The following is a 17,355-nucleotide window of genomic DNA, read 5'->3' as shown; positions in this document are numbered from 1 at the left end:
CCTCACCAGAGATAGAAGAATGCGAAGATGAAGACCCAGACGAGGTCCACGAAGTGCCAGTAAAGGCCGGTGATTTCGACGATCTCGTATTGCCCCTTGCGGCTGGTGAAAAAGCCGCGCTTGCCGGTTTCGAAGTCGCCGCGCCAGACCTTGCGCGCGATGATCAAGAGGAAGATGACGCCGATCGTCACGTGCGTTCCGTGGAAGCCGGTGATCATGAAGAAGGTGGAGCCGAACTGCGGCGCACCCCACGGGTTGCCCCAGGGCCGAACGCCTTCGGAGATCAGCTTGGTCCATTCGAAGGCCTGCATGCCGACGAACGTGGCGCCGAAGAGTGCCGTCAGCATCATCAGGATCGCCGTCTTGCGCCGGTCGTGGCGATAGCCGAAGTTGACCGCCATGGCCATGGTGCCGCTCGATGAAATCAGCACGAAGGTCATGATGGCGATCAGGATCAGGGGGACGTCCGAACCGCCGATATGCAGCGCGAAGACCTCGCTCGGGTTCGGCCAGGGGACCGCGGTCGACATGCGCGCCGACATGTAGGCGACGAGGAAGCAGCCGAAGACGAAGGTATCGCTCAGGAGAAAGATCCACATCATGGCCTTTCCCCAGGAGACATTCTTGAAGGCGCGCTGATCCGATGCCCAATCGGCGGCAAAGCCGGCGAGACCCGAAGGCCGGGGCAAGGGCTCTGTGACAGGTGCATGTGTCGGCGCGGACATGGGCGGCTCCTAGGTCAAGATTTGCCGGCAGAGGTCGATGAAGTCGTTGGCCCAGCCGGAAAACAGCGCAAACAGCACGAGCCAGACAGCGAGCATGAAATGCCAGTAGGTGGCGCAGAGCGTGATTGACAGGGTCGCCCTTTCATCGATCGGCCCCTTGCGCGTGGCGAGAATGGTGCGGGCAAGCGCGATCAGGCCGCCGACGATGTGCAGGCCGTGCATGCCGGTGATCATGTAGAAGAAGCTGTTGGCCGCATTGCCGGTGAGGAGGTATCCGGCATCGGTGAGCTCGCGCCAGGCGAAGACCTGGCCGACGAGGAAGCCGAGGCCCAAGGTAAGGGCGGCGATGAGCGCCGTGCGGCTTGCTTCGTCACGGTGGCGTTCGGCCGATACCTTGGCGGCATGAAGCATCAGGCTTCCGGCAGCGAGCACCGCCGTGTTCAGCCATAGGAGCGTCGGCATCGGCGTCGACCACCAGTCGGTCGATGCCATGCGCATGAAGTAGGCGCTGATGAACAGGGTGAACAGCGCGCCGACGACGGCGAGAAAGACGCCGAGGCCAATTTTGGCCGGTTCGATCGGGTGGCGGCCCTGCGGGCGCGGGTCGTGGTGGTGGCCGACCTCCAGCCAGGGCTTCGACATCATCCGCTGCTGCGACAGCCACCATCCCGCGATCGCCGCGATGACGGCGAGGAAGATCAGTGTCACGCTCATGTCGCGGTCTCCCGCGTCAGGTTGTCGGGGCCGGGCTGGTTCTGTGGGATGAAATCCTCCGGTGCGCCGGGCACGCTATAGTCATAGGCCCAGCGATAGACCACCGGCAGATCCTTGCCCCAGTTGCCATGGCGTGGCGGCGTTTCCGGCGTCTGCCATTCGAGCGTCGTTGCCCGCCATGGATTGCCGCCGGCCTCGCGGCCGTGGCGAATGCTCCAGACGAGATTGAAGAGGAAGACGATCTGCGCCGCGCCGACGATGAGCGCAACGATGGTGATGAACTCGTTGAGCGTGTGGGCCGAGGCCGGGACAAAGGCGGTTTCGCCCATCTCGTAGTAGCGCCGGGGCACGCCGATCAGGCCGAGATAGTGCATCGGGAAGAAGATGAGGTATGCGCCGACGAAGGTGACCCAGAAATGAAGCTGGCCCATCGCCTCGTTGAGCATGCGGCCGGTGACCTTCGGATACCAGTGATAGATGGCGCCGAAGATGACGAGGATCGGCGCGACACCCATGACCATGTGGAAATGGGCAACGACGAACATCGTATCGGAAAGCGGCACGTCGACGACGACGTTGCCGAGGAAGAGGCCGGTCAGCCCGCCATTGACGAAGGTAACGATGAAACCGAGCGCAAACAGCATCGGCAGGTTGAGATGGATATCGCCGCGCCACAGCGTCAGCACCCAGTTGTAGACCTTGAGCGCGGTCGGCACGGCAATGATCAGCGTGGTTGTGGCGAAGAAGAAACCGAAATAGGGGTTCATGCCGCTGACATACATGTGGTGCGCCCAGACGACGAAGGAAAGCGCGCCGATGATGACGATCGCCCAGACCATCATGCGGTAGCCGAAGATGTTCTTTCGGGCATGGGTACTGATGAGATCGGAGACGATGCCGAACGCGGGAAGGGCGACGATGTAGACTTCGGGGTGGCCGAAGAACCAGAAGAGATGCTGGAACAGGATCGGGCTGCCACCGCCATGCTGCAGCTGTTCGCCCATTTCGACGATCGCCGGCATGAAGAAGCTGGTGCCGAGCACCCGGTCGAACATCATCATGACGCAGGCGACGAAGAGGGCGGGGAAGGCGAGCAGCGCCATCACCGTCGCGGTGAAGATGCCCCAGATCGTCAGCGGCATACGCATCAGCGTCATGCCGCGTGCGCGGCCCTGGAGCACCGTCACCACATAGTTGAGCCCGCCCATGGTGAAACCGATGATGAAAAGGATGAGCGAGGAGAGCATCAGCACGATGCCCCAGTCCTTGCCTCCGGGTGTGCCTGAAAGCACGGCTTGCGGCGGATACAGCGTCCAGCCGGCGCCGGTCGGTCCGCCGGGGGCAAAGAAGCTGGCGACCAGCACGAGCACGGCGAGAAGGTAGAGCCAGTAGCTCAGCATGTTGGCGTAGGGAAACACCATGTCGCGTGCGCCGAGCATCAGCGGGATCAGGTAGTTGCCGAAGCCGCCGAGAAACAGCGCGGTCAGCAGGTAGATCACCATGATCATGCCGTGCATGGTGATGAACTGGTAGTAACGCTCCGCATCGATGAAGGCGAAGGCGCCGGGAAAGCCAAGCTGCAGGCGCATCAGCCAGGAGAGAACCAACGCAACCATGCCGATGGCGATGGCGGTCGAGGCATATTGCACGGCGATGATCTTGGCGTCCTGGCTGAAGACATAGCGCGTCCACCAACTGTGGGGATGGTAGAGTTCAACATCCTCCACCTCGGCGTGTCCGAGCGCGCCATCTGTGCCTGACCGGATGTCGACCATCTATACTCTCCCAATTGCCGTCGGGGCGCCTCCTACCGCGCCGGGGCGGCATTTTCTGCCTGTGCCGTTTCCTTCGTCTGCGCTGCTGCCATCAACTGCGAAAAGGTCTGCTGGCTCGCGAGCCAGGTCTGATAGTCCTCCGCGCTGTCGACGACGACGGTACCGCGCATCTGCGGGTGGCCGACGCCGCAGAGCTCCGCGCAGAGCACTTCGAAGGTGCCGGTGCGCGTGGGGGTCAGCCAGAAATAGGTCACCATGCCGGGCACCATGTCCATCTTGGCGCGGAACTCCGGCACGTAGAAATCATGCAGCACATCGACGGAGCGCAGCAGCACCTTGACCGGCTTGCCGATCTCGAGGTGCAGCTCGCCGCCTTCTATGACGACGTCATCCAGGGCGGCCGTGTCGTTGCGGTTGAGGCCAAGCGAATTTTCCGGCGAGACGTCGCGTGTCTCGGAGGTGCCGAGCTTGCCGTCGACGCCGGGCAGGCGGTAGCTCCACAACCATTGTTGGCCGACGATTTCGACCTCGCTAGCACCGTCGGGAACGGTGACGAACTGATGCCAGACGAACAGGCCAGGCGTCAGCATGGCGGCGACGCCGAGCGTCGTGCCGGCGGCAAGCCAGCTTTCGAGCTTCTTGTTCTCAGGTTCATAGGCCGCCTTGTTTCCCGGGCGGTGCCGAAAACGCAGGACGCAGTAGGCCATGAACAGGACGACGGCGACGAAGACGACGCCGGTGATCCAGAAGGTGATGATGAGTGTATTGTCTATGTAGTTCCAGTTGGACGCGATCGGCGTCCACCACCATGGGCTCAACAAATGGAACAACACCGATCCGGCGGCCAGCAAAACCAGAATAACCACCACGGCCATTTCTTGTCCCTCCTCGCCGCTCGCGGCTGTGGGCATGAATACGCAATCCGTAGAGTTCTAAATGCAATTATTGCACGAACGGAAAATACTCGCAATTGACCGTTCGGTTGAGCGCCTGCCGGCAACTCAACCCATTTCGTCTACTGCGAATATTGCTTGAGATAGGCGAGCAGGTTGGAGATATCGCCTTCGTCCTTCAGGCCGGGAAAGACCATCTTTGTGCCCTTCACTTTCGCCTTCGGATTGTGGAGATAATCGCGCAGCGTCGCCTCGTCCCAGACAAGCCCACCCTTGCCGGCATCGATCATCGCCGGCGAATACTTGAAGTCCGGATGCGTGCCGGCTGTTCTGCCCAGCACATGATTGAGCGAAGGACCGACCTTGTTGGTGTCGCTGTCGGCGACATGACAGATGGCGCATTTCTTGAAGACGGTCGCGCCGGCCCCCGCATCGCCCTCTTGCGCGAGGGCGGCGACGGGACAGAGCAGCGTTGTCGAAAAGGCAAGGGCAACAACAAAATTTCGCATGACACTTCCTCAATATCGCCGGGCGCGGGGCAAGGAAGGCTATCGTCAATTCATCGTATTGGCGGTACTTGCTTCTCTCAATTGGGCGCCACGGGCGGTTGATACTTGCGACGGCATGACGGTACGCCTCGTCCGGAAGATGTCAATCTCCGGTCTTGGGCGATATCGCTCGCGCCGCGTCACTTTCCGCCAGCCGCTACGGCCGGCGCGGCAATCAGACCCGATTGCCGGCGGCGTCGAAGAAATGCAGTCGCTCGGGCGGCAGTCGTACCGGGATTTCGCCGGCTGCATTGAGGAAAGTGCGGTCGTTGGTAAAGGCCTTGAAGCTGGCCTTGCCGAAGGACAAATGCAGGATGATGCCGAAGCCGGTTGGTTCGACCAGGTCGACCGTTGCCTTCAGCGCATCCGGCGCCGTGGTGCCGAGCTCGACATGTTCCGGCCGAATGCCGAGCGTCGTGCTGGCCCCGTCAATCAGTTCCGCATGCACTTGCGCCGGAATGGTTACGCCGCCCGCAGTCTCGAAACGTGGCGCTTCGCCGTTTCGGTAGGTGCCTTCGAAGAAGTTCATGCCGGGCGAGCCGATGAAGCCGGCAACGAAGAGGTTTGCCGGACGGTCGTAGAGATCGAGCGGGCTGCCGACCTGCTGCACGAAACCGCCGTTCATGGCGACGATCCGGTCGGCAAGTGTCATCGCCTCGATCTGGTCGTGGGTGACGTAGATCGAGGTGGCGCCCAGATCCTTGTGCAGCTTCTTGATCTCGGCGCGCATCTGTTCGCGCAGGCGCGCGTCGAGGTTTGACAGCGGCTCGTCGAAGAGAAAGGCCTTGGGTTCGCGCACGATGGCGCGGCCCATGGCGACGCGCTGGCGCTGGCCGCCGGAAAGGGCGCGCGGGCGACGCTCGAGCAGCGGGTCGAGACCGAGCTTCGACGCAGCACCGGAGACGACGCTGGCGATCTTTTCCTTGGCCGTCTTCCGGAGCCTTAGGCTGTAGCTCATGTTGTTGGCGACCGACATATGCGGATAGAGCGCATAGGACTGGAACACCATGGCGATGTCGCGGTCCTTCGGGGCCAGTTCGTTGACGCGTTTTCCGGCGATGCGGATTTCGCCTGACGTCACGCTTTCAAGGCCGGCGATCATGCGCAGCAGGGTGGACTTGCCGCAGCCGGACGGGCCGACCAGCACGACGAATTCGCCGTCGCCGATCTTCAGGTCCACATCGTGCAGGACCGGGTGGATGCCGTAGGATTTACGGATGTTGGCGATATCGATGGAAGCCATGGTGGTATCCTCAGCCTTTGACCGCGCCGGCCGTCAGGCCCTGGACGAGATAGCGTTGAATGAGCAGGAAGAAGAGGCAGGCCGGGATCAGCGCCAGCACGCCGGCGGCCATCATCTGGCCGAAGTCGACCGAGAATTTCGACACGAAGGACAGCAGCCCGACCGGAAAAGTCGCCTGGTCGTTGCCCGAGATCAGCATCAGCGAAAACAGAAGCTCGCTCCAGGCAGCGGTGAAGACGAAGCCGAGGGTTGCGGCAATGCCCGGAAGCGTCAGCGGCAGGATGATCTGGCGGAAGGCCACGAACTGGGTTGCGCCGTCGATCATCGCCGCCTCTTCGAGATCCTTCGGAATACCGTCGAAGAAGGACTGCATCAGGAAGGTGGCAAACGGCACGTTGAAAGCGGTGTAGACGATGACGAGGCCGGTCAGGCTGTTGGTGAGGCCGAGCGGCGACAGGATCTTGAAGATCGGTGCGACGAGCATGACGAGCGGGAACATCTGCGTCAGCAGCATCAGCGCCACCAGCCAGTACTTTCCGCGGAAGTTGAAGCGCGACAGCGCGTATCCCGAGAGCGAGGCAAGGATGGTGACGATGATCGCCGTCGAGCCCGAAACGATCAGGCTGTTTTTGAAGAACACCGGGAAGGCGCTGTGGCGCAGCACGAAATCGAAATGCTCGAGGCTGGCGCGCGAAGGCCACATCCGAATGCCTTCGGAGTAGAGCAGGTCGTTGGGCGTGACTGCGACCTTCAGCAGCCAGTAGAGCGGGAAGAGCGCGAAGGCGATATAGGCGAGGATCGCCAGTCGATGTGCGGCTACGAGAAGGATGGGTTTGGCGCGCATGGTCTCAATCCTTGCTCAGCAGCCATTGGCGCAGGATGACAATCAGCATGGAGTAGGCGAGCAGCAGTGCCAGAAGCACCAGCGCGATCGCCGAAGCGTAGCCGAAGTCGAGCCGCTTGAAGGCCTGGGTGAAGATGTAGCTGGCGACGATCTGGGTGCGATCGGCCGGACCGCCATTGGTCATGACGATGATCAGGTCGGCGAAATTCGAGATCCAAACGGTGCGCAGGAGAATGGTGATGGCGATCGTCGGCGCCAGGAAGGGCAGGGTGATCGACAGGAACCGCTGCACCGGGCCGGCGCCGTCGATGCTGGCGGCTTCATAGAGATCACGCGGGATCGCCTGGAGGGCGGCAAGCAGGGTGATGGCGAAGAACGGGATGCCCCACCAGACATTGGCGATGATCGGCCCCCACATCGCCAGATGCGGATCGGAAAGGATGTTGGACGGCTCGCTCATGATGCCGAGCGCGTAGAACCAGTGTGGCAACGGTCCGACGACCGGATTGAACAGCCAGGACCAGTTGAGACCGGCCAGGAAGCTCGGCACCGCCCAGGGCAGGAAGACGAGCGCCTGCGCCAGGCCTCGGCCGTAAAACGGCTTGTCGAGCAGCAAAGCGAGGATCAGCCCGAGGAAAAACTGCAGGAAGACCGAGGCGCCCGTCCACCACAGCGTGTTGCGCAGCGCCCGGTAGAAAGCCTGGTCCTGCGACAGCGCCCGGAAGTGGTCGAGGCCGATGAAGGCGCCGGAGAATGGATTGAGCAGCTGAATATCGCGGAAGGCGTAGGAGACGCCGAGCGCCAACGGCACCAGCATGACGGTGACGATCAGGATCAGCGCCGGCGCGCTATAGAGATAGGGCGCAGCACCATCGGTGATACGCTTCATCAGCGGCCGGCGTGCGGGCAGGCCGTCATGGCGGGCGGCATAGGCCATCGGTCGAAATTTCCCCTGTGCGGCCGCCGGTTTTTTGGCGTGCCCTGTTCTCAACATATCGAGTGACCGGCGGCGGTGAGGTCCGCCGCCGGTCGAAGGCTCACTTCTTGGCGAGGTGCTTCTGCTGCGCCTTGGTGAGGTACTCGGCCCACTGGTTGGCGAGATCCGTCGGCGTGATGTCGCCGAGTAGGGCTTCCTGCGTCGTCTTGATCGCCAGCGAATCCTTGAAGAAGGCGAATTCTTCGAGGTAGGTCGGCATGACCGTCAAAACGACGTCCTTGTCGGCAAGCTCGTCGAACCAGCCCTTGAACTGCGGGCTCGCATAGAACGGATCCTTTTCCGCCGCCTTGTGGACGGGCAAGGCACCGGTGCGCTTGTTCCACTCGATGTTGCCTTCGGGCCCTTCGAGCGTTTCGATCAGCTTCCAGGAGAGGTCCTTGTTCTGGCTCGCCGCAAGCATCGACCAGCCGGCAAAGCCGATGGTGGTGAAGGCCTTGCCGCTCGGTCCCTTCGGCATGGTGGTGACGCCGAAATCTTCCGACTTCATCCGCTCGGCAATGGCGATCAGCGCGTCCGGGTCCTGGTCGAGGAAGGCGCAGGTGCCGCTATAGAAGCCGGCGACGATTTCGTTGAAGCCCCAGTTGACGCTGTCCTTCGGCGCCAGCCCCTTCTTGTAGAGGTCGATCACCCAGGTGAGACCGTTGACCCAGCCTTCGCTGTTCATGGTCGACGTGCCGTCCTCATTGAAGAATTTGTTGCTGCCGGCCATGGTCGCGCCGAACATCACCCAGCCGTTGAGGCCACCAGGACCGCCGCGCAGGCAGTAGCCGGATTTGCCCGGCAGCTTGGAGACGGCTTCCGATGCCTTGACGAAATCGTCCATGGTCTTCGGCGGTTCGCTGACGCCGGCCTCCGACAAGAGCTTCTTGTTGTAGAACATGGCGCGCAGATAGAAGCCGTAGGGCAGCATGTAGGCGGTGTTCTTGATGTCGCGGCCGAGCTCGAGCGTACGCTCGGTCAGGCCCGGCGTGTGCTCCCACTTTTCGAGATAGGGCTCGAGGCTTTCAAGCATGCCGTTGTTGGCATAGAGCGAAAGCCAGGTGTCGGGCATTTCCATCACGTCGGGCAGCTCGCCGGCCGAAACCATGGTCGCGAACTTCTGGAAGGCTTCGCCCCAGGGCAGTGAGATGATCTCGACCGTGGTGCCCGGATTTGCGGCTTCAAACTTGGCGACGATCGATTTCAGCGTTTCGGTGCGCTCGGGGCTGGTGATGACCTCGACCAGCTTCAGCTTGGTATCGGCCAGTGCACTTCCTGCCATCAGGGTGGCAAGCAGAGTGGCGGTAATCAGTTTCCTCATTTTTGTTCCCTTTGTTTTTTGATGGTTGATCCACATGCAATGAGCGGGATGCGGCATCCCGCTCCTGTCAGCCTGACGAAGCGGCAGACATCGCCGCTTCAAGATCGCTCCAGAGGGCCTCCGTTCCCTCCAGGCCGACATGGAGCCGTACGGACCGCGGTGAGATGCCGAAGGCGGCCGCGGAATTGGGCTGGGCTTTCTGTGACAGCACGACTTCGCCCGGCACGATCAGGCTTTCGTGTCCGCCCCAGGAAACGCCGAGCTTGAACAGGTCGAGGTGGTCGGCGAAGCGTCTGACATCGACGCCGTCGCGGAAGATGAAAGAGAAGAGACCCGATGTGCCGGACAGGCCCGGCGGCAAGGTGTTGCCAAGGCCGGGATGGCAGACGGTCTCGACCAGCGGATGGGCCTGCAGGCGCTGCGCTACCGTCAGCGCCGAACGCTCGTGCGCCTTCATGCGGATCGGCAGGGTGCGAAGACCGCGGATCAGGAGCCAGGCATCGAAGGGCGAGAGCTTGCCGCCGAGATAGGGGTAGGCTTCCGAACGGATGCGGCCAATCAGGTCCTTCGAGCCGGCGACGACGCCTGCGACCACGTCGCTGTGCCCGCCGAGATATTTCGAGGCCGAATGGATGACCAGATCGACGCCGAGCGAAATCGGCTGCTGGAAGATCGGGCTCGCCCAGCTGTTGTCGATGGCGGTGAGGATGCCCTGCTGTTTTGCGAGTTTTGCCAGTGCTGCCACGTCATGGGTGTCCATGACCCAGCTTGTCGGGCTTTCCATGTAGAAGAGCTTGGCGCCGGGCAGAGCCCTGGCGACGGCCTCCTCATCGCGGCCGTCGACATAGGTCACCTCGACCTTCATGCGCTTCAGATGGGTGCCGAAGAGCCGGAAAGCGTCGGGATAGACATGGTTGACGGCGACGATGCGGTCGCCGGGCTCGACGAAGGACATCACGGTGGAGGAGATTGCCGCCATGCCGCTGGCAAAGCCGATCGCGTCCTCTGCCCCTTCCAGTTTCGCCAGCATCTCCTCGAACATGCGCACCGTCGGGTTGAGGCCGCGGGTGTAGATCGGCCGCACGCGTTCGCCCTTGTAGGTCGCGACCATGTCGTCATAGTCCTTGAAGGTGAACAGCGAGGTCTGGACGATCGGCGGCACGACGGCGTCAAAGGCATTGCCCTCGTCGTGCGCGACGATCAAAGAGGCGTGGTCGAACGGATCGAAGCCGTTGTTCATTTGGACATTTCCTTGATGTCTTCCTCGACGATTGCGAGGATTTTCAGCGTTTCTTCGCGCGCGGTATCGGGATCCTTTGCCGCGATCGCGTTGAAGAGGGTGCGGTGGAATGGGAAGGAACGGCGGGCGAAATCCGAACGGTCGAAGGGCTCTTCCCAGAAGCGTTCGAAGGCTTCCCGCATCTGTTCGAGCAACTGCCGGAACAAGGGATTGTGGGTGGCGTCGTATATCGCCAGGTGGAAGGCGAGGTCTTCCGGGCCTGAGGTGCCCTTGGCGATGTGCACCCGCTCCATCTCATTGAGCTTCACTTCGATGATCTCAAGGTCTGCGTCGGTGCGTCGGCGCGCTGCGACCATATTGGCTTCGACTTCAATGCCGCGGCGGACCTCGAGCGTCATCAAAAGCACGTCGCGAAGATGCCCGGCGTCGAGCGTCAGCGGCATATGCACGGTGCCGGCCGAGATGGCGCGCAGCAGATAGGTGCCGCTGCCCTTGCGCGCTTCGACGACGCCGAGCGCCTGGAAATGGCGGATGACTTCGCGCACGGTCGAGCGCCCGACGGCAAGCGCCATCATCAGTTCGCGCTCCGCCGGTAGGCGATCGCCGGCTTTCAGGCCAGATTGTTGGATGTAATCGGCGAGCGCGGCAATGACCTGTTGCGCCCGGTCGGCGGGCGGCAGTGGCAGAAGCGCTGCTCTTGCTTGTTCAGTCATTCAGCCTCCCCCTCGGCGCCAAATTGGTCTGACATCTGATCAATATGACCAAGGCACGGGAAGTCGTCAAGCAGGAACTTATAAACACGCGTCGGTTGACCCGGCACTCCGCACGGAGTGATATGGCGAAGCAAGGAGTTCGAAGATGAAGAAAACAGGACGTCTGCTCGTGGCCCTGGCGGCGATCGCAATCGCTGCCGGCACTGCTACGAGCGGTGCCGAGGCGCAGATGCGCACGGGCAAGGGCGAGTATTACCAGGGCATCAAGCGCGCGCCCTATGGCAGCTATCTCTGGATCTGGCCGCCAGAGTGGAGGCGGGAACCGGTCTATCAGCAACGGCCGCAGAACCAGCCTGCCAGCGGCAAATCCGACGGCCGCAAGAAGACTTACGCGCAATAGCCTACTGCATGTTTCCTTAAACCGTATTCGATTTAAGGATAAAAACATGCAGTAATTCAAAGTGCTACAGCGACCTTTGCGCGTCTAATAAGACGCGCGGCGCTGTAGCGGCCAGTGTGTGGCAGGGACAAAGAAAAGTGGCGCCCGAGGGCGCCCCAAAATTCCGTATCAGATTTGCGCGATATGGGCGTCGCGCGGCAGCGACGACAGCACTTCCGGCCCGTCCGCGCGCAGGATGACGATATCCTCGAGCCGGATGCCGAAGCGACCGGGCAGGTAGATGCCGGGTTCGATCGAGAAGACCATGCCTTCCTCCAGAACCGTTTCCGACGTTGCCGTGATGTAGGGTGGCTCGTGGCCGTCGATGCCCATGCCGTGACCTGTGCGGTGGACGAAATATTCGCCGTAGCCGGCGTCCGCGATCACCTTGCGTGCTGCATCGTCCACGGTCTTGGCGAGAACGCCTGGACGAGCCGCCTTGAGCGCTGCCTGAACGGCCCGCTCGACGATCGTGTGGATCTGGCCGTAACCTTCCGGTGCGCGGCCGACGATCGCCATGCGGGTGATGTCGCTCGGGAAGCCCTGCTTGCGGCCGCCGATGTCGATAACGACGGCGTCGCCTTCGGCAATGACCCGTTCGCTGGCGGAATGATGTGGGAAAGCGCCGTTGCCGCCGGCGCCGACAATCCAGAAGGCCGGTGCCGCACCTTCGGATAAGAAGTGCGAGCGGATTTCTGCGGCCAGTTCCTTCTCGGTCATGCCGGGGCGGATCTTGGCGAAGGCCGCCTGCATGGCGCGATCGGCGATGCCGGCATTCATCTTCAGCAGCTCGTATTCGCTCCTGTCCTTGCGCATGCGCAGGGCACCGAGCGTCTCAGGTGTAAAGTCGCGGGCAGTGTCCTCGGGCAGATTGTCGATGAGCAGCAGCGCGAAATCGGCGCGCATGGTCTCGTCGATCACCACGCGGCCGGGCTTTTCCGCGCCGATCCCGGCAAGCGCCAAAGTCAGAGCCTCAACTGGTCCTTCGGCATCGGACCAGTTGTAGAAATCGATATCCGTATGTTCGCGGGTGCCCTCGGCATTGAGCGCCGGCATCAGGAAGGCTTCCTTCTGCGGGCCGATCAGCAGCAGGCAGGGGCGTTCGTCGGGATGCGGATGATAGCCGATCAACCAATCCATGTGCGATCCGGGGGCGAGTGCCACCAGCCCGCTGCCGGTTTCGTTCATCTTGGTCCGCAGGGCGGCAAGGCGTGCTTTCGTCTGTTCTTTCATGGCGTTTCCAGTTCTGGTTCCGGCAGGGTTGTGGGTGAGGTGAGGGGCCGCGCGTCGCTCTCGTGTTCGGGCGTCGATCGACGCGCGGCGGTCGCTAGACGCAGGCGTCCAGACGAAAGGCTGGTGATCTGATGGGCGCAATTGCTGACGCGTTTGCGCATGCAGCAATTCAAAGCGCTACAGCGACCTTTACGCGTCTAATTAGACGCGCGGCGCTGTAGGGCGATCCTATCCGGCGCCCTTGCCGGGGCTTGCCGAGGCACTGCGACGGTCCTCGGCGCGTGTTACCGCGAATGCGCCTTCCGGCGTCTCCATTGCCTGCGCGTCGCCGAAGACATCCATCGTGCAGGTGTGCAGGATCACCGTCGGTTCGCTGGTGTGGTTCCAGGTGAGGTGGGTCAGACCCGACAGGAAATGTGCGGAATCGCCCGTTTCCAGCACCGTCTCTTCGCCATCAATCTCGATCGTCAGTGCGCCCTGGAGAACGAAGAACATCTCTTCGCCCTCGTGGGTCATGGCTTCGCTGCGGTGGCCGGGCGGTGTGTGCACCACGGTGCTGCGCAGAACGCTGCCGGGAAAGGAAGCCGACAGGCGTTCATAGGATATGTTGTTGTCGGGCGACCCAGCGAGCGCATAGGCGCGGCGCTGATCGTGGCGGGTAAATGGCGTTGCCACCCTCGGCGAATTGAGGAATGTCCCGACCTCGACCTTCAGCACCCGACAGACCGCGACCAGCGACGTCAGCGACGGCACGGTGATGCCGCGCTCGATCTGGGAGATGAAGCCCACAGAGAAATCGGCCCGATCGGCAACTTCCTTGAGCGTCAGCTTCAGGGCCTTGCGCCGCTCGCGCAGCCGATCGCCGAGCGAAGGAAGCTCCGATGCCGGATCACCCGGCCGAGACTGCGAATCCACTGTGAAATCCCCCTCATCCCACATCCTCCCCCAAGGGAAGATCTCCTGCGTGGGTACAGACATACACGCCCGGAAATCGCTAGGATTTCAGGGCTATGCACTTGTATTTCCTGAACTTTGCTGCGGCGATCGCGGCTTGTCAATGAAAATTTTAGCCACACTAAAATTTCAGTTGATGGCGTTGGTTTAATGTCAGGCTGCAAGCTTCAGCAGGCGCGCGACGGCCTGCTGGTCGAAGCCGCCGATACCCTCGCGAATATCGGCTGCAATGGCATCGGCAACGGCATCCTCGTCGCGGCGGCGCAAGGCGTCGATCGCCTCGCGATGGCGGTCGACGACATAGAGTTCGCTCACATGCTCCATGGCGATGCCGAGGATCGGACCCAGTTGCAGCCAGACGCTTTCGATCAGCGGCATGACGATCTGGTCCGGATTGGCGGTGTAGATCGTCCGGTGGAAGGCCTGGTTGGCGATCAGCGCCGCCACCTGGTCGCCGCGTTGGATTTCGTCCTCGATGCTGTCGTCGATCGCTGAGATTCGTTCGATCTGCCGCTCCGAAAGATGGGCGACGGCTCGGCGCGCGGCATGGCTCTCGAGCGCGATGCGAAGCGATATCAGCTCTTCGAAACGGGCGGGCGTGATGCGCGGCACGACGATGCGGCGGTTTTCAAGGAATTGCAGAGCGCCGATGGAAGTGAGCTGCCGCAGGGCCTCGCGCACCGGCGTCGGGCTGCTCTCCAGCGCTTCGGCAAGCCCCCTGATCGTGACCGAAGTGCCGGGGCGGAAGCTGCCGACCATGATCGCCTGGCGAAGCCTGGCAAAGGCATAGTCATGCGTGGTCATGCCCTCTGGCCGGTCGAGAAGAGGCAGCGATGGGGTCTTCAAATCAGCAGGCTCCTTCTGCCACGCGGGAATGATCGCGGGCTGATAACATCCGTCGAGGTTGACTCCAACTTCTAAATTATGTCAACTTTCTGCAAATGTGATCACAAAATGAGATTTGCGATATGTCCCTCGACGCGGAAGACCCGAGCGCCTTCAAGGCCTGGCTGGAGCAGAACGGCCCTATCGAAAGCATCCAGGCCGTGGTCTGCGACCTGAACGGTATCATGCGCGGCAAGCGTGTACCCGTGGAGCAGGCCTCCAAGGTGCTGGGGGGCGGCATCCGCATGCCGCTGTCGATCGTCGGCGTCGACGTCTGGGGCGAAGACATCATCAACAGCGAGCAGGTGTTTGCTAGCGGCGATAGGGACGGTATCTGCGCCGTTACCGGGCGCGGCGCGTTGCCGGTCAACTGGACCTCGCGGCCAAGTGCTCTGGTGCCGCTGTGGCTGCTGCTCGAGGACGGCAAGCCGTTCCTCGCCGATCCGCGCCAGGCGCTGGCGGCGATCGTACGCGAGTATCAGGAGTTGGGGTTGCGCCCCGTGGTCGCGACCGAAATGGAATTCTATCTGATCGACCCTGAGCCCGACAGCGCCGTGCCTCCGATTTCGCCCTATACCGGCAAGCGGCTCGATTCCGATGCGATCCTGTCGATCGACGAACTCGACGATTTCGGCGAGTTCTTCTCCGACGTCTACAAGGAATGTGCCCGCCAGAACGTGCCGGCGGATGCGGCGATCGCCGAGAATGGCATCGGCCAGTTCGAGATCAACCTGCTGCACACCGACGATCCCTTGAAGGCGGCTGATGACGCGATCTTCTTCAAGCGCATCGTCAAGGGCGTCGCCCGCAAGCACGGGCTGGCGGCGACCTTCATGGCCAAGCCCTATGGCACCCGCTCGGGCAACGGCATGCACATCCATTTCAGCCTGCTCGACGCTGATGGCAACAATGTCTTCAACGACGGCAGCGACGAAGGGTCGGCGGTCCTCAAGAATGCCGTCGCGGGCCTTTTGCGCGGCATGCCGGAAACGACGCTTATGTTTGCGCCGCATTTCAATTCCTACCGTCGACTGCGGCCGGATACGCACGCGCCGACGGCCGTGTGCTGGGGCTATGAAAACCGGACATCGGCGATCCGCATCCCCGGCGGCAATCCGGCAGCGCGCCGCATCGAGCACCGGGTGGCCGGCGCTGACGCTAACCCCTATCTCGTCATCGCCGCGATCCTCGGCGCGGCTCTCGTCGGTATCCGCAACAAATGGAAACCCTCGGCGCCGGTGACGGGCCGGGCCTATACGGCGGAGAAACTGCCCAAAATTCCCGCCGATTGGGGGCAGGCGGTCGATGCCTTCGAGGCAGGGCCGATTGCCGCCGAGATCTTCGATCCGACGCTGCGCTCGATGCTGATCGCCTGCAAGAGGCAGGAGATCGCCGGCTTTGCCGAGCAGGTGACGGACTATGAATTCAGCGCTTACCTGGAAATCGTGTGATGTCGAGAAACCAAAAATCCTATGCCGGCGACGGCAGCTATCCCACGAGCTACTACGCCTCCTCCCGCAACATCATCCGCACGCCGGTTTCGCTCAAAGGGCGCGTCGAGACGGATGTCTGTGTCGTCGGCGCCGGCTATTCCGGTCTGTCGACGGCAATCCATCTCGCCGAGAAAGGCTACAAGGTCGTCGTCGTCGAGGGCGCGCAGGTCGGCTGGGGCGCATCGGGGCGCAATGGCGGCCAGGTCGTCAACGGTCTCAACGCCAGCCTTGCGACCATCCAGCGCCGCTACGGCGAGGACGCAGCCCGCTTCGTCGGCGGGCTGGTGCAGGAGGGCGGCAAGATCATCCGCCGGCTCGTCAGCCAGTATCAGATCGACTGCAATCTGAAGCCGGGCAACATCTATGCGGCCTACACCCCGGCGCACATGAAGGAACTGGAAGCCAAGCAGGCGCTCTGGCGCAAGTACGGCATGGACGATCATCAGCTTCTCGACCGCGACGCGCTCAGCAAGCTGGTGAATTCCGACGCCTATTGCGGCGGCATGCTGGATACGACGGGCGGCCACATGCATCCGCTCAATCTGGTGCTCGGCGAAGCGCGCGCCTTGGAAAGCCTTGGCGGCACGATCTACGAACAGTCACCGGTCACGCGGGTCGACCATGAGGCGGCAAGGCCGACGGTCTATACCGCCGGTGGCGAAGTCACGGCGCGGATCGTTGTTCTCTGCGGCAATGCCTATCTCGGCGATGCGGTGCCGAAGCTCGTCTCGCGCGTGATGCCTGTTTCCACCCAGATGATCACCACCGCGCCGCTCGGCGAGGAGCTCGCCCATTCGCTGATCCCCAGCGACATGTGCGTCGAGGACGTGCGATACATCCTCGATTATTTCAGACTGTCGGCGGACAAGCGCATGATCTTCGGCGGCGGTACGGTCTATGGCGGCACCGACCCGGCGGACGTCGTGGCCAAGCTCAAGCCCAATCTGGAAAAGGTCTTCCCGAAGCTGAAAGGCGTGAAGATCGACTATGCCTGGAGCGGCAACTTCGCGCTCTCGTTTACCCGCGTGCCGCAGATGGGCCGCATCGGTGCCAATATCTATTTCGCTCACGGCTATAGCGGCCATGGCGTGACGGGATCGCATCTTTTCGGGCGCACGCTTGCCGAGGCGATCGACGGTGACGCAACGCGCTTCGACATGTTCGAGAAACTGCCCTGGTACCCGTTCCCGGGCGGGCGAATGTTCCGTGCGCAGTATTCGACGATCGGCTCCTGGTGGTATTCGTTCAAGGATGTCGTTGGCTGGTAGGGCGGGAACGCACCACTCGGGCCACCTTTCCGCACGGCAATGCGACCCGTCTGAAAAGCCGGAAAACCCGGCGGTGCCGTGTTCCTGCGGC

17 protein-coding genes are annotated in these 17,355 nt (G+C 62.2%); 3 read left to right on the top strand and 14 right to left on the bottom strand.

What is annotated here, in order from left to right; all coding sequences use genetic code 11:
• Positions 1 to 2 precede the first annotated feature (2 nt).
• From ASD02_RS11520 to ASD02_RS11470, 11 genes are all read right to left on the bottom strand, one after another.
• Positions 3 to 725 carry a heme-copper oxidase subunit III family protein gene (locus tag ASD02_RS11520; RefSeq protein WP_025428199.1) on the bottom strand — a complete coding sequence of 241 codons (723 nt, stop codon included), beginning with the start codon at positions 723 to 725 and terminating at the stop codon, positions 3 to 5.
• Positions 726 to 734: 9 nt separating this feature from the next.
• Complete coding sequence (locus tag ASD02_RS11515) at positions 735 to 1,439, bottom strand: cytochrome c oxidase subunit 3 (protein WP_025428198.1); 705 nt, start codon at positions 1,437 to 1,439, stop codon at positions 735 to 737.
• Complete coding sequence (gene ctaD, locus ASD02_RS11510; RefSeq protein WP_025428197.1) at positions 1,436 to 3,214, bottom strand: cytochrome c oxidase subunit I; 1,779 nt, start codon at positions 3,212 to 3,214, stop codon at positions 1,436 to 1,438. Before ctaD ends, ASD02_RS11515 begins: the two co-directional genes overlap by 4 nt.
• Before the next feature lie 32 nt (positions 3,215 to 3,246).
• A complete protein-coding gene (locus tag ASD02_RS11505) occupies positions 3,247 to 4,089 on the bottom strand; it encodes a cytochrome c oxidase subunit II (RefSeq protein WP_025428196.1) in 843 nt (280 codons plus the stop codon).
• Between the two features lie 140 nt (positions 4,090 to 4,229).
• Positions 4,230 to 4,616 (bottom strand): cytochrome c family protein, encoded by a 387-nt coding sequence (locus tag ASD02_RS11500; RefSeq protein ID WP_025428195.1) that lies wholly within the window; start codon positions 4,614 to 4,616, stop codon positions 4,230 to 4,232.
• 214 nt (positions 4,617 to 4,830) lie between these two features.
• Complete coding sequence (ugpC, locus tag ASD02_RS11495) at positions 4,831 to 5,898, bottom strand: sn-glycerol-3-phosphate ABC transporter ATP-binding protein UgpC (RefSeq protein ID WP_025428194.1); 1,068 nt, start codon at positions 5,896 to 5,898, stop codon at positions 4,831 to 4,833.
• Positions 5,899 to 5,908: 10 nt separating this feature from the next.
• Entirely contained in the window at positions 5,909 to 6,742 is an 834-nt protein-coding gene (locus ASD02_RS11490; RefSeq protein WP_025428193.1) for a carbohydrate ABC transporter permease, read from the bottom strand.
• Positions 6,743 to 6,746: 4 nt separating this feature from the next.
• Positions 6,747 to 7,679, bottom strand: a complete 933-nt coding sequence (locus ASD02_RS11485) for a sugar ABC transporter permease (protein WP_025428192.1) — start codon at positions 7,677 to 7,679, stop codon at positions 6,747 to 6,749.
• Between the two features lie 100 nt (positions 7,680 to 7,779).
• A complete protein-coding gene (locus tag ASD02_RS11480; RefSeq protein ID WP_025428191.1) occupies positions 7,780 to 9,039 on the bottom strand; it encodes a sugar ABC transporter substrate-binding protein in 1,260 nt (419 codons plus the stop codon).
• Positions 9,040 to 9,106: 67 nt separating this feature from the next.
• Entirely contained in the window at positions 9,107 to 10,279 is a 1,173-nt protein-coding gene (locus tag ASD02_RS11475) for a PLP-dependent transferase (RefSeq protein ID WP_025428190.1), read from the bottom strand.
• Positions 10,276 to 10,992 carry a FadR/GntR family transcriptional regulator gene (locus ASD02_RS11470; RefSeq protein WP_025428189.1) on the bottom strand — a complete coding sequence of 239 codons (717 nt, stop codon included), beginning with the start codon at positions 10,990 to 10,992 and terminating at the stop codon, positions 10,276 to 10,278. Before ASD02_RS11470 ends, ASD02_RS11475 begins: the two co-directional genes overlap by 4 nt.
• 145 nt (positions 10,993 to 11,137) lie before the next feature.
• On the opposite strand from ASD02_RS11470, the gene ASD02_RS38165 reads away from it, so the two are divergent.
• The gene (locus tag ASD02_RS38165) at positions 11,138 to 11,392 is read left to right on the top strand and encodes a hypothetical protein (protein WP_025428188.1); all 255 of its coding nucleotides are present in this window, start codon (positions 11,138 to 11,140) and stop codon (positions 11,390 to 11,392) included.
• Positions 11,393 to 11,560: 168 nt separating this feature from the next.
• On the opposite strand, the gene ASD02_RS11460 is transcribed toward ASD02_RS38165, so the two are convergent.
• From ASD02_RS11460 to ASD02_RS11450, 3 genes are all read right to left on the bottom strand, one after another.
• On the bottom strand, positions 11,561 to 12,664 hold the full coding sequence (locus ASD02_RS11460) for an aminopeptidase P family protein (RefSeq protein ID WP_038576383.1): 1,104 nt from the start codon (positions 12,662 to 12,664) through the stop codon (positions 11,561 to 11,563).
• A gap of 228 nt (positions 12,665 to 12,892) precedes the next feature.
• Positions 12,893 to 13,579 (bottom strand): XRE family transcriptional regulator, encoded by a 687-nt coding sequence (locus ASD02_RS11455; protein WP_198956869.1) that lies wholly within the window; start codon positions 13,577 to 13,579, stop codon positions 12,893 to 12,895.
• A gap of 192 nt (positions 13,580 to 13,771) precedes the next feature.
• The gene (locus ASD02_RS11450) at positions 13,772 to 14,464 is read right to left on the bottom strand and encodes a GntR family transcriptional regulator (RefSeq protein WP_025428185.1); all 693 of its coding nucleotides are present in this window, start codon (positions 14,462 to 14,464) and stop codon (positions 13,772 to 13,774) included.
• 122 nt (positions 14,465 to 14,586) lie between these two features.
• Between ASD02_RS11450 and ASD02_RS11445 the strand changes: the two genes are divergently transcribed.
• Together ASD02_RS11445 and ASD02_RS11440 are read left to right on the top strand one after the other, a co-directional pair.
• Positions 14,587 to 15,954 (top strand): glutamine synthetase family protein, encoded by a 1,368-nt coding sequence (locus ASD02_RS11445; protein WP_025428184.1) that lies wholly within the window; start codon positions 14,587 to 14,589, stop codon positions 15,952 to 15,954.
• Entirely contained in the window at positions 15,951 to 17,264 is a 1,314-nt protein-coding gene (locus ASD02_RS11440) for an FAD-binding oxidoreductase (protein ID WP_025428183.1), read from the top strand. The genes ASD02_RS11445 and ASD02_RS11440 overlap by 4 nt, the downstream gene beginning before the upstream one ends.
• Positions 17,265 to 17,355 lie beyond the last annotated feature (91 nt).

Source organism: Ensifer sp. Root1252, assembly GCF_001425885.1.
GTDB classification, from domain to species: Bacteria; Pseudomonadota; Alphaproteobacteria; order Rhizobiales; family Rhizobiaceae; genus Ensifer; species Ensifer canadensis.
Note: the sequence above shows the minus strand (reverse complement) of the source record. Positions and strands in the feature narration are given on the sequence as shown.

Bases quoted from the DNA above. Each gene is read 5' to 3' on its own strand.
- ASD02_RS11490 (WP_025428193.1), bottom strand. From the start codon at position 6,742: ATGCGCGCCAAACCCATCCTTCTCGTAGCCGCACATCGACTGGCGATC.
- ASD02_RS38165 (WP_025428188.1), top strand. From the start codon at position 11,138: ATGAAGAAAACAGGACGTCTGCTCGTGGCCCTGGCGGCGATCGCAATC.
- ugpC (WP_025428194.1), bottom strand. From the start codon at position 5,898: ATGGCTTCCATCGATATCGCCAACATCCGTAAATCCTACGGCATCCAC.
- ASD02_RS11500 (WP_025428195.1), bottom strand. From the start codon at position 4,616: ATGCGAAATTTTGTTGTTGCCCTTGCCTTTTCGACAACGCTGCTCTGT.
- ASD02_RS11460 (WP_038576383.1), bottom strand. From the start codon at position 12,664: ATGAAAGAACAGACGAAAGCACGCCTTGCCGCCCTGCGGACCAAGATG.
- ASD02_RS11480 (WP_025428191.1), bottom strand. From the start codon at position 9,039: ATGAGGAAACTGATTACCGCCACTCTGCTTGCCACCCTGATGGCAGGA.
- ASD02_RS11505 (WP_025428196.1), bottom strand. From the start codon at position 4,089: ATGGCCGTGGTGGTTATTCTGGTTTTGCTGGCCGCCGGATCGGTGTTG.
- ASD02_RS11520 (WP_025428199.1), bottom strand. From the start codon at position 725: ATGTCCGCGCCGACACATGCACCTGTCACAGAGCCCTTGCCCCGGCCT.
- ctaD (WP_025428197.1), bottom strand. From the start codon at position 3,214: ATGGTCGACATCCGGTCAGGCACAGATGGCGCGCTCGGACACGCCGAG.
- ASD02_RS11485 (WP_025428192.1), bottom strand. From the start codon at position 7,679: ATGGCCTATGCCGCCCGCCATGACGGCCTGCCCGCACGCCGGCCGCTG.
- ASD02_RS11475 (WP_025428190.1), bottom strand. From the start codon at position 10,279: ATGAACAACGGCTTCGATCCGTTCGACCACGCCTCTTTGATCGTCGCG.
- ASD02_RS11515 (WP_025428198.1), bottom strand. From the start codon at position 1,439: ATGAGCGTGACACTGATCTTCCTCGCCGTCATCGCGGCGATCGCGGGA.
- ASD02_RS11445 (WP_025428184.1), top strand. From the start codon at position 14,587: ATGTCCCTCGACGCGGAAGACCCGAGCGCCTTCAAGGCCTGGCTGGAG.
- ASD02_RS11470 (WP_025428189.1), bottom strand. From the start codon at position 10,992: ATGACTGAACAAGCAAGAGCAGCGCTTCTGCCACTGCCGCCCGCCGAC.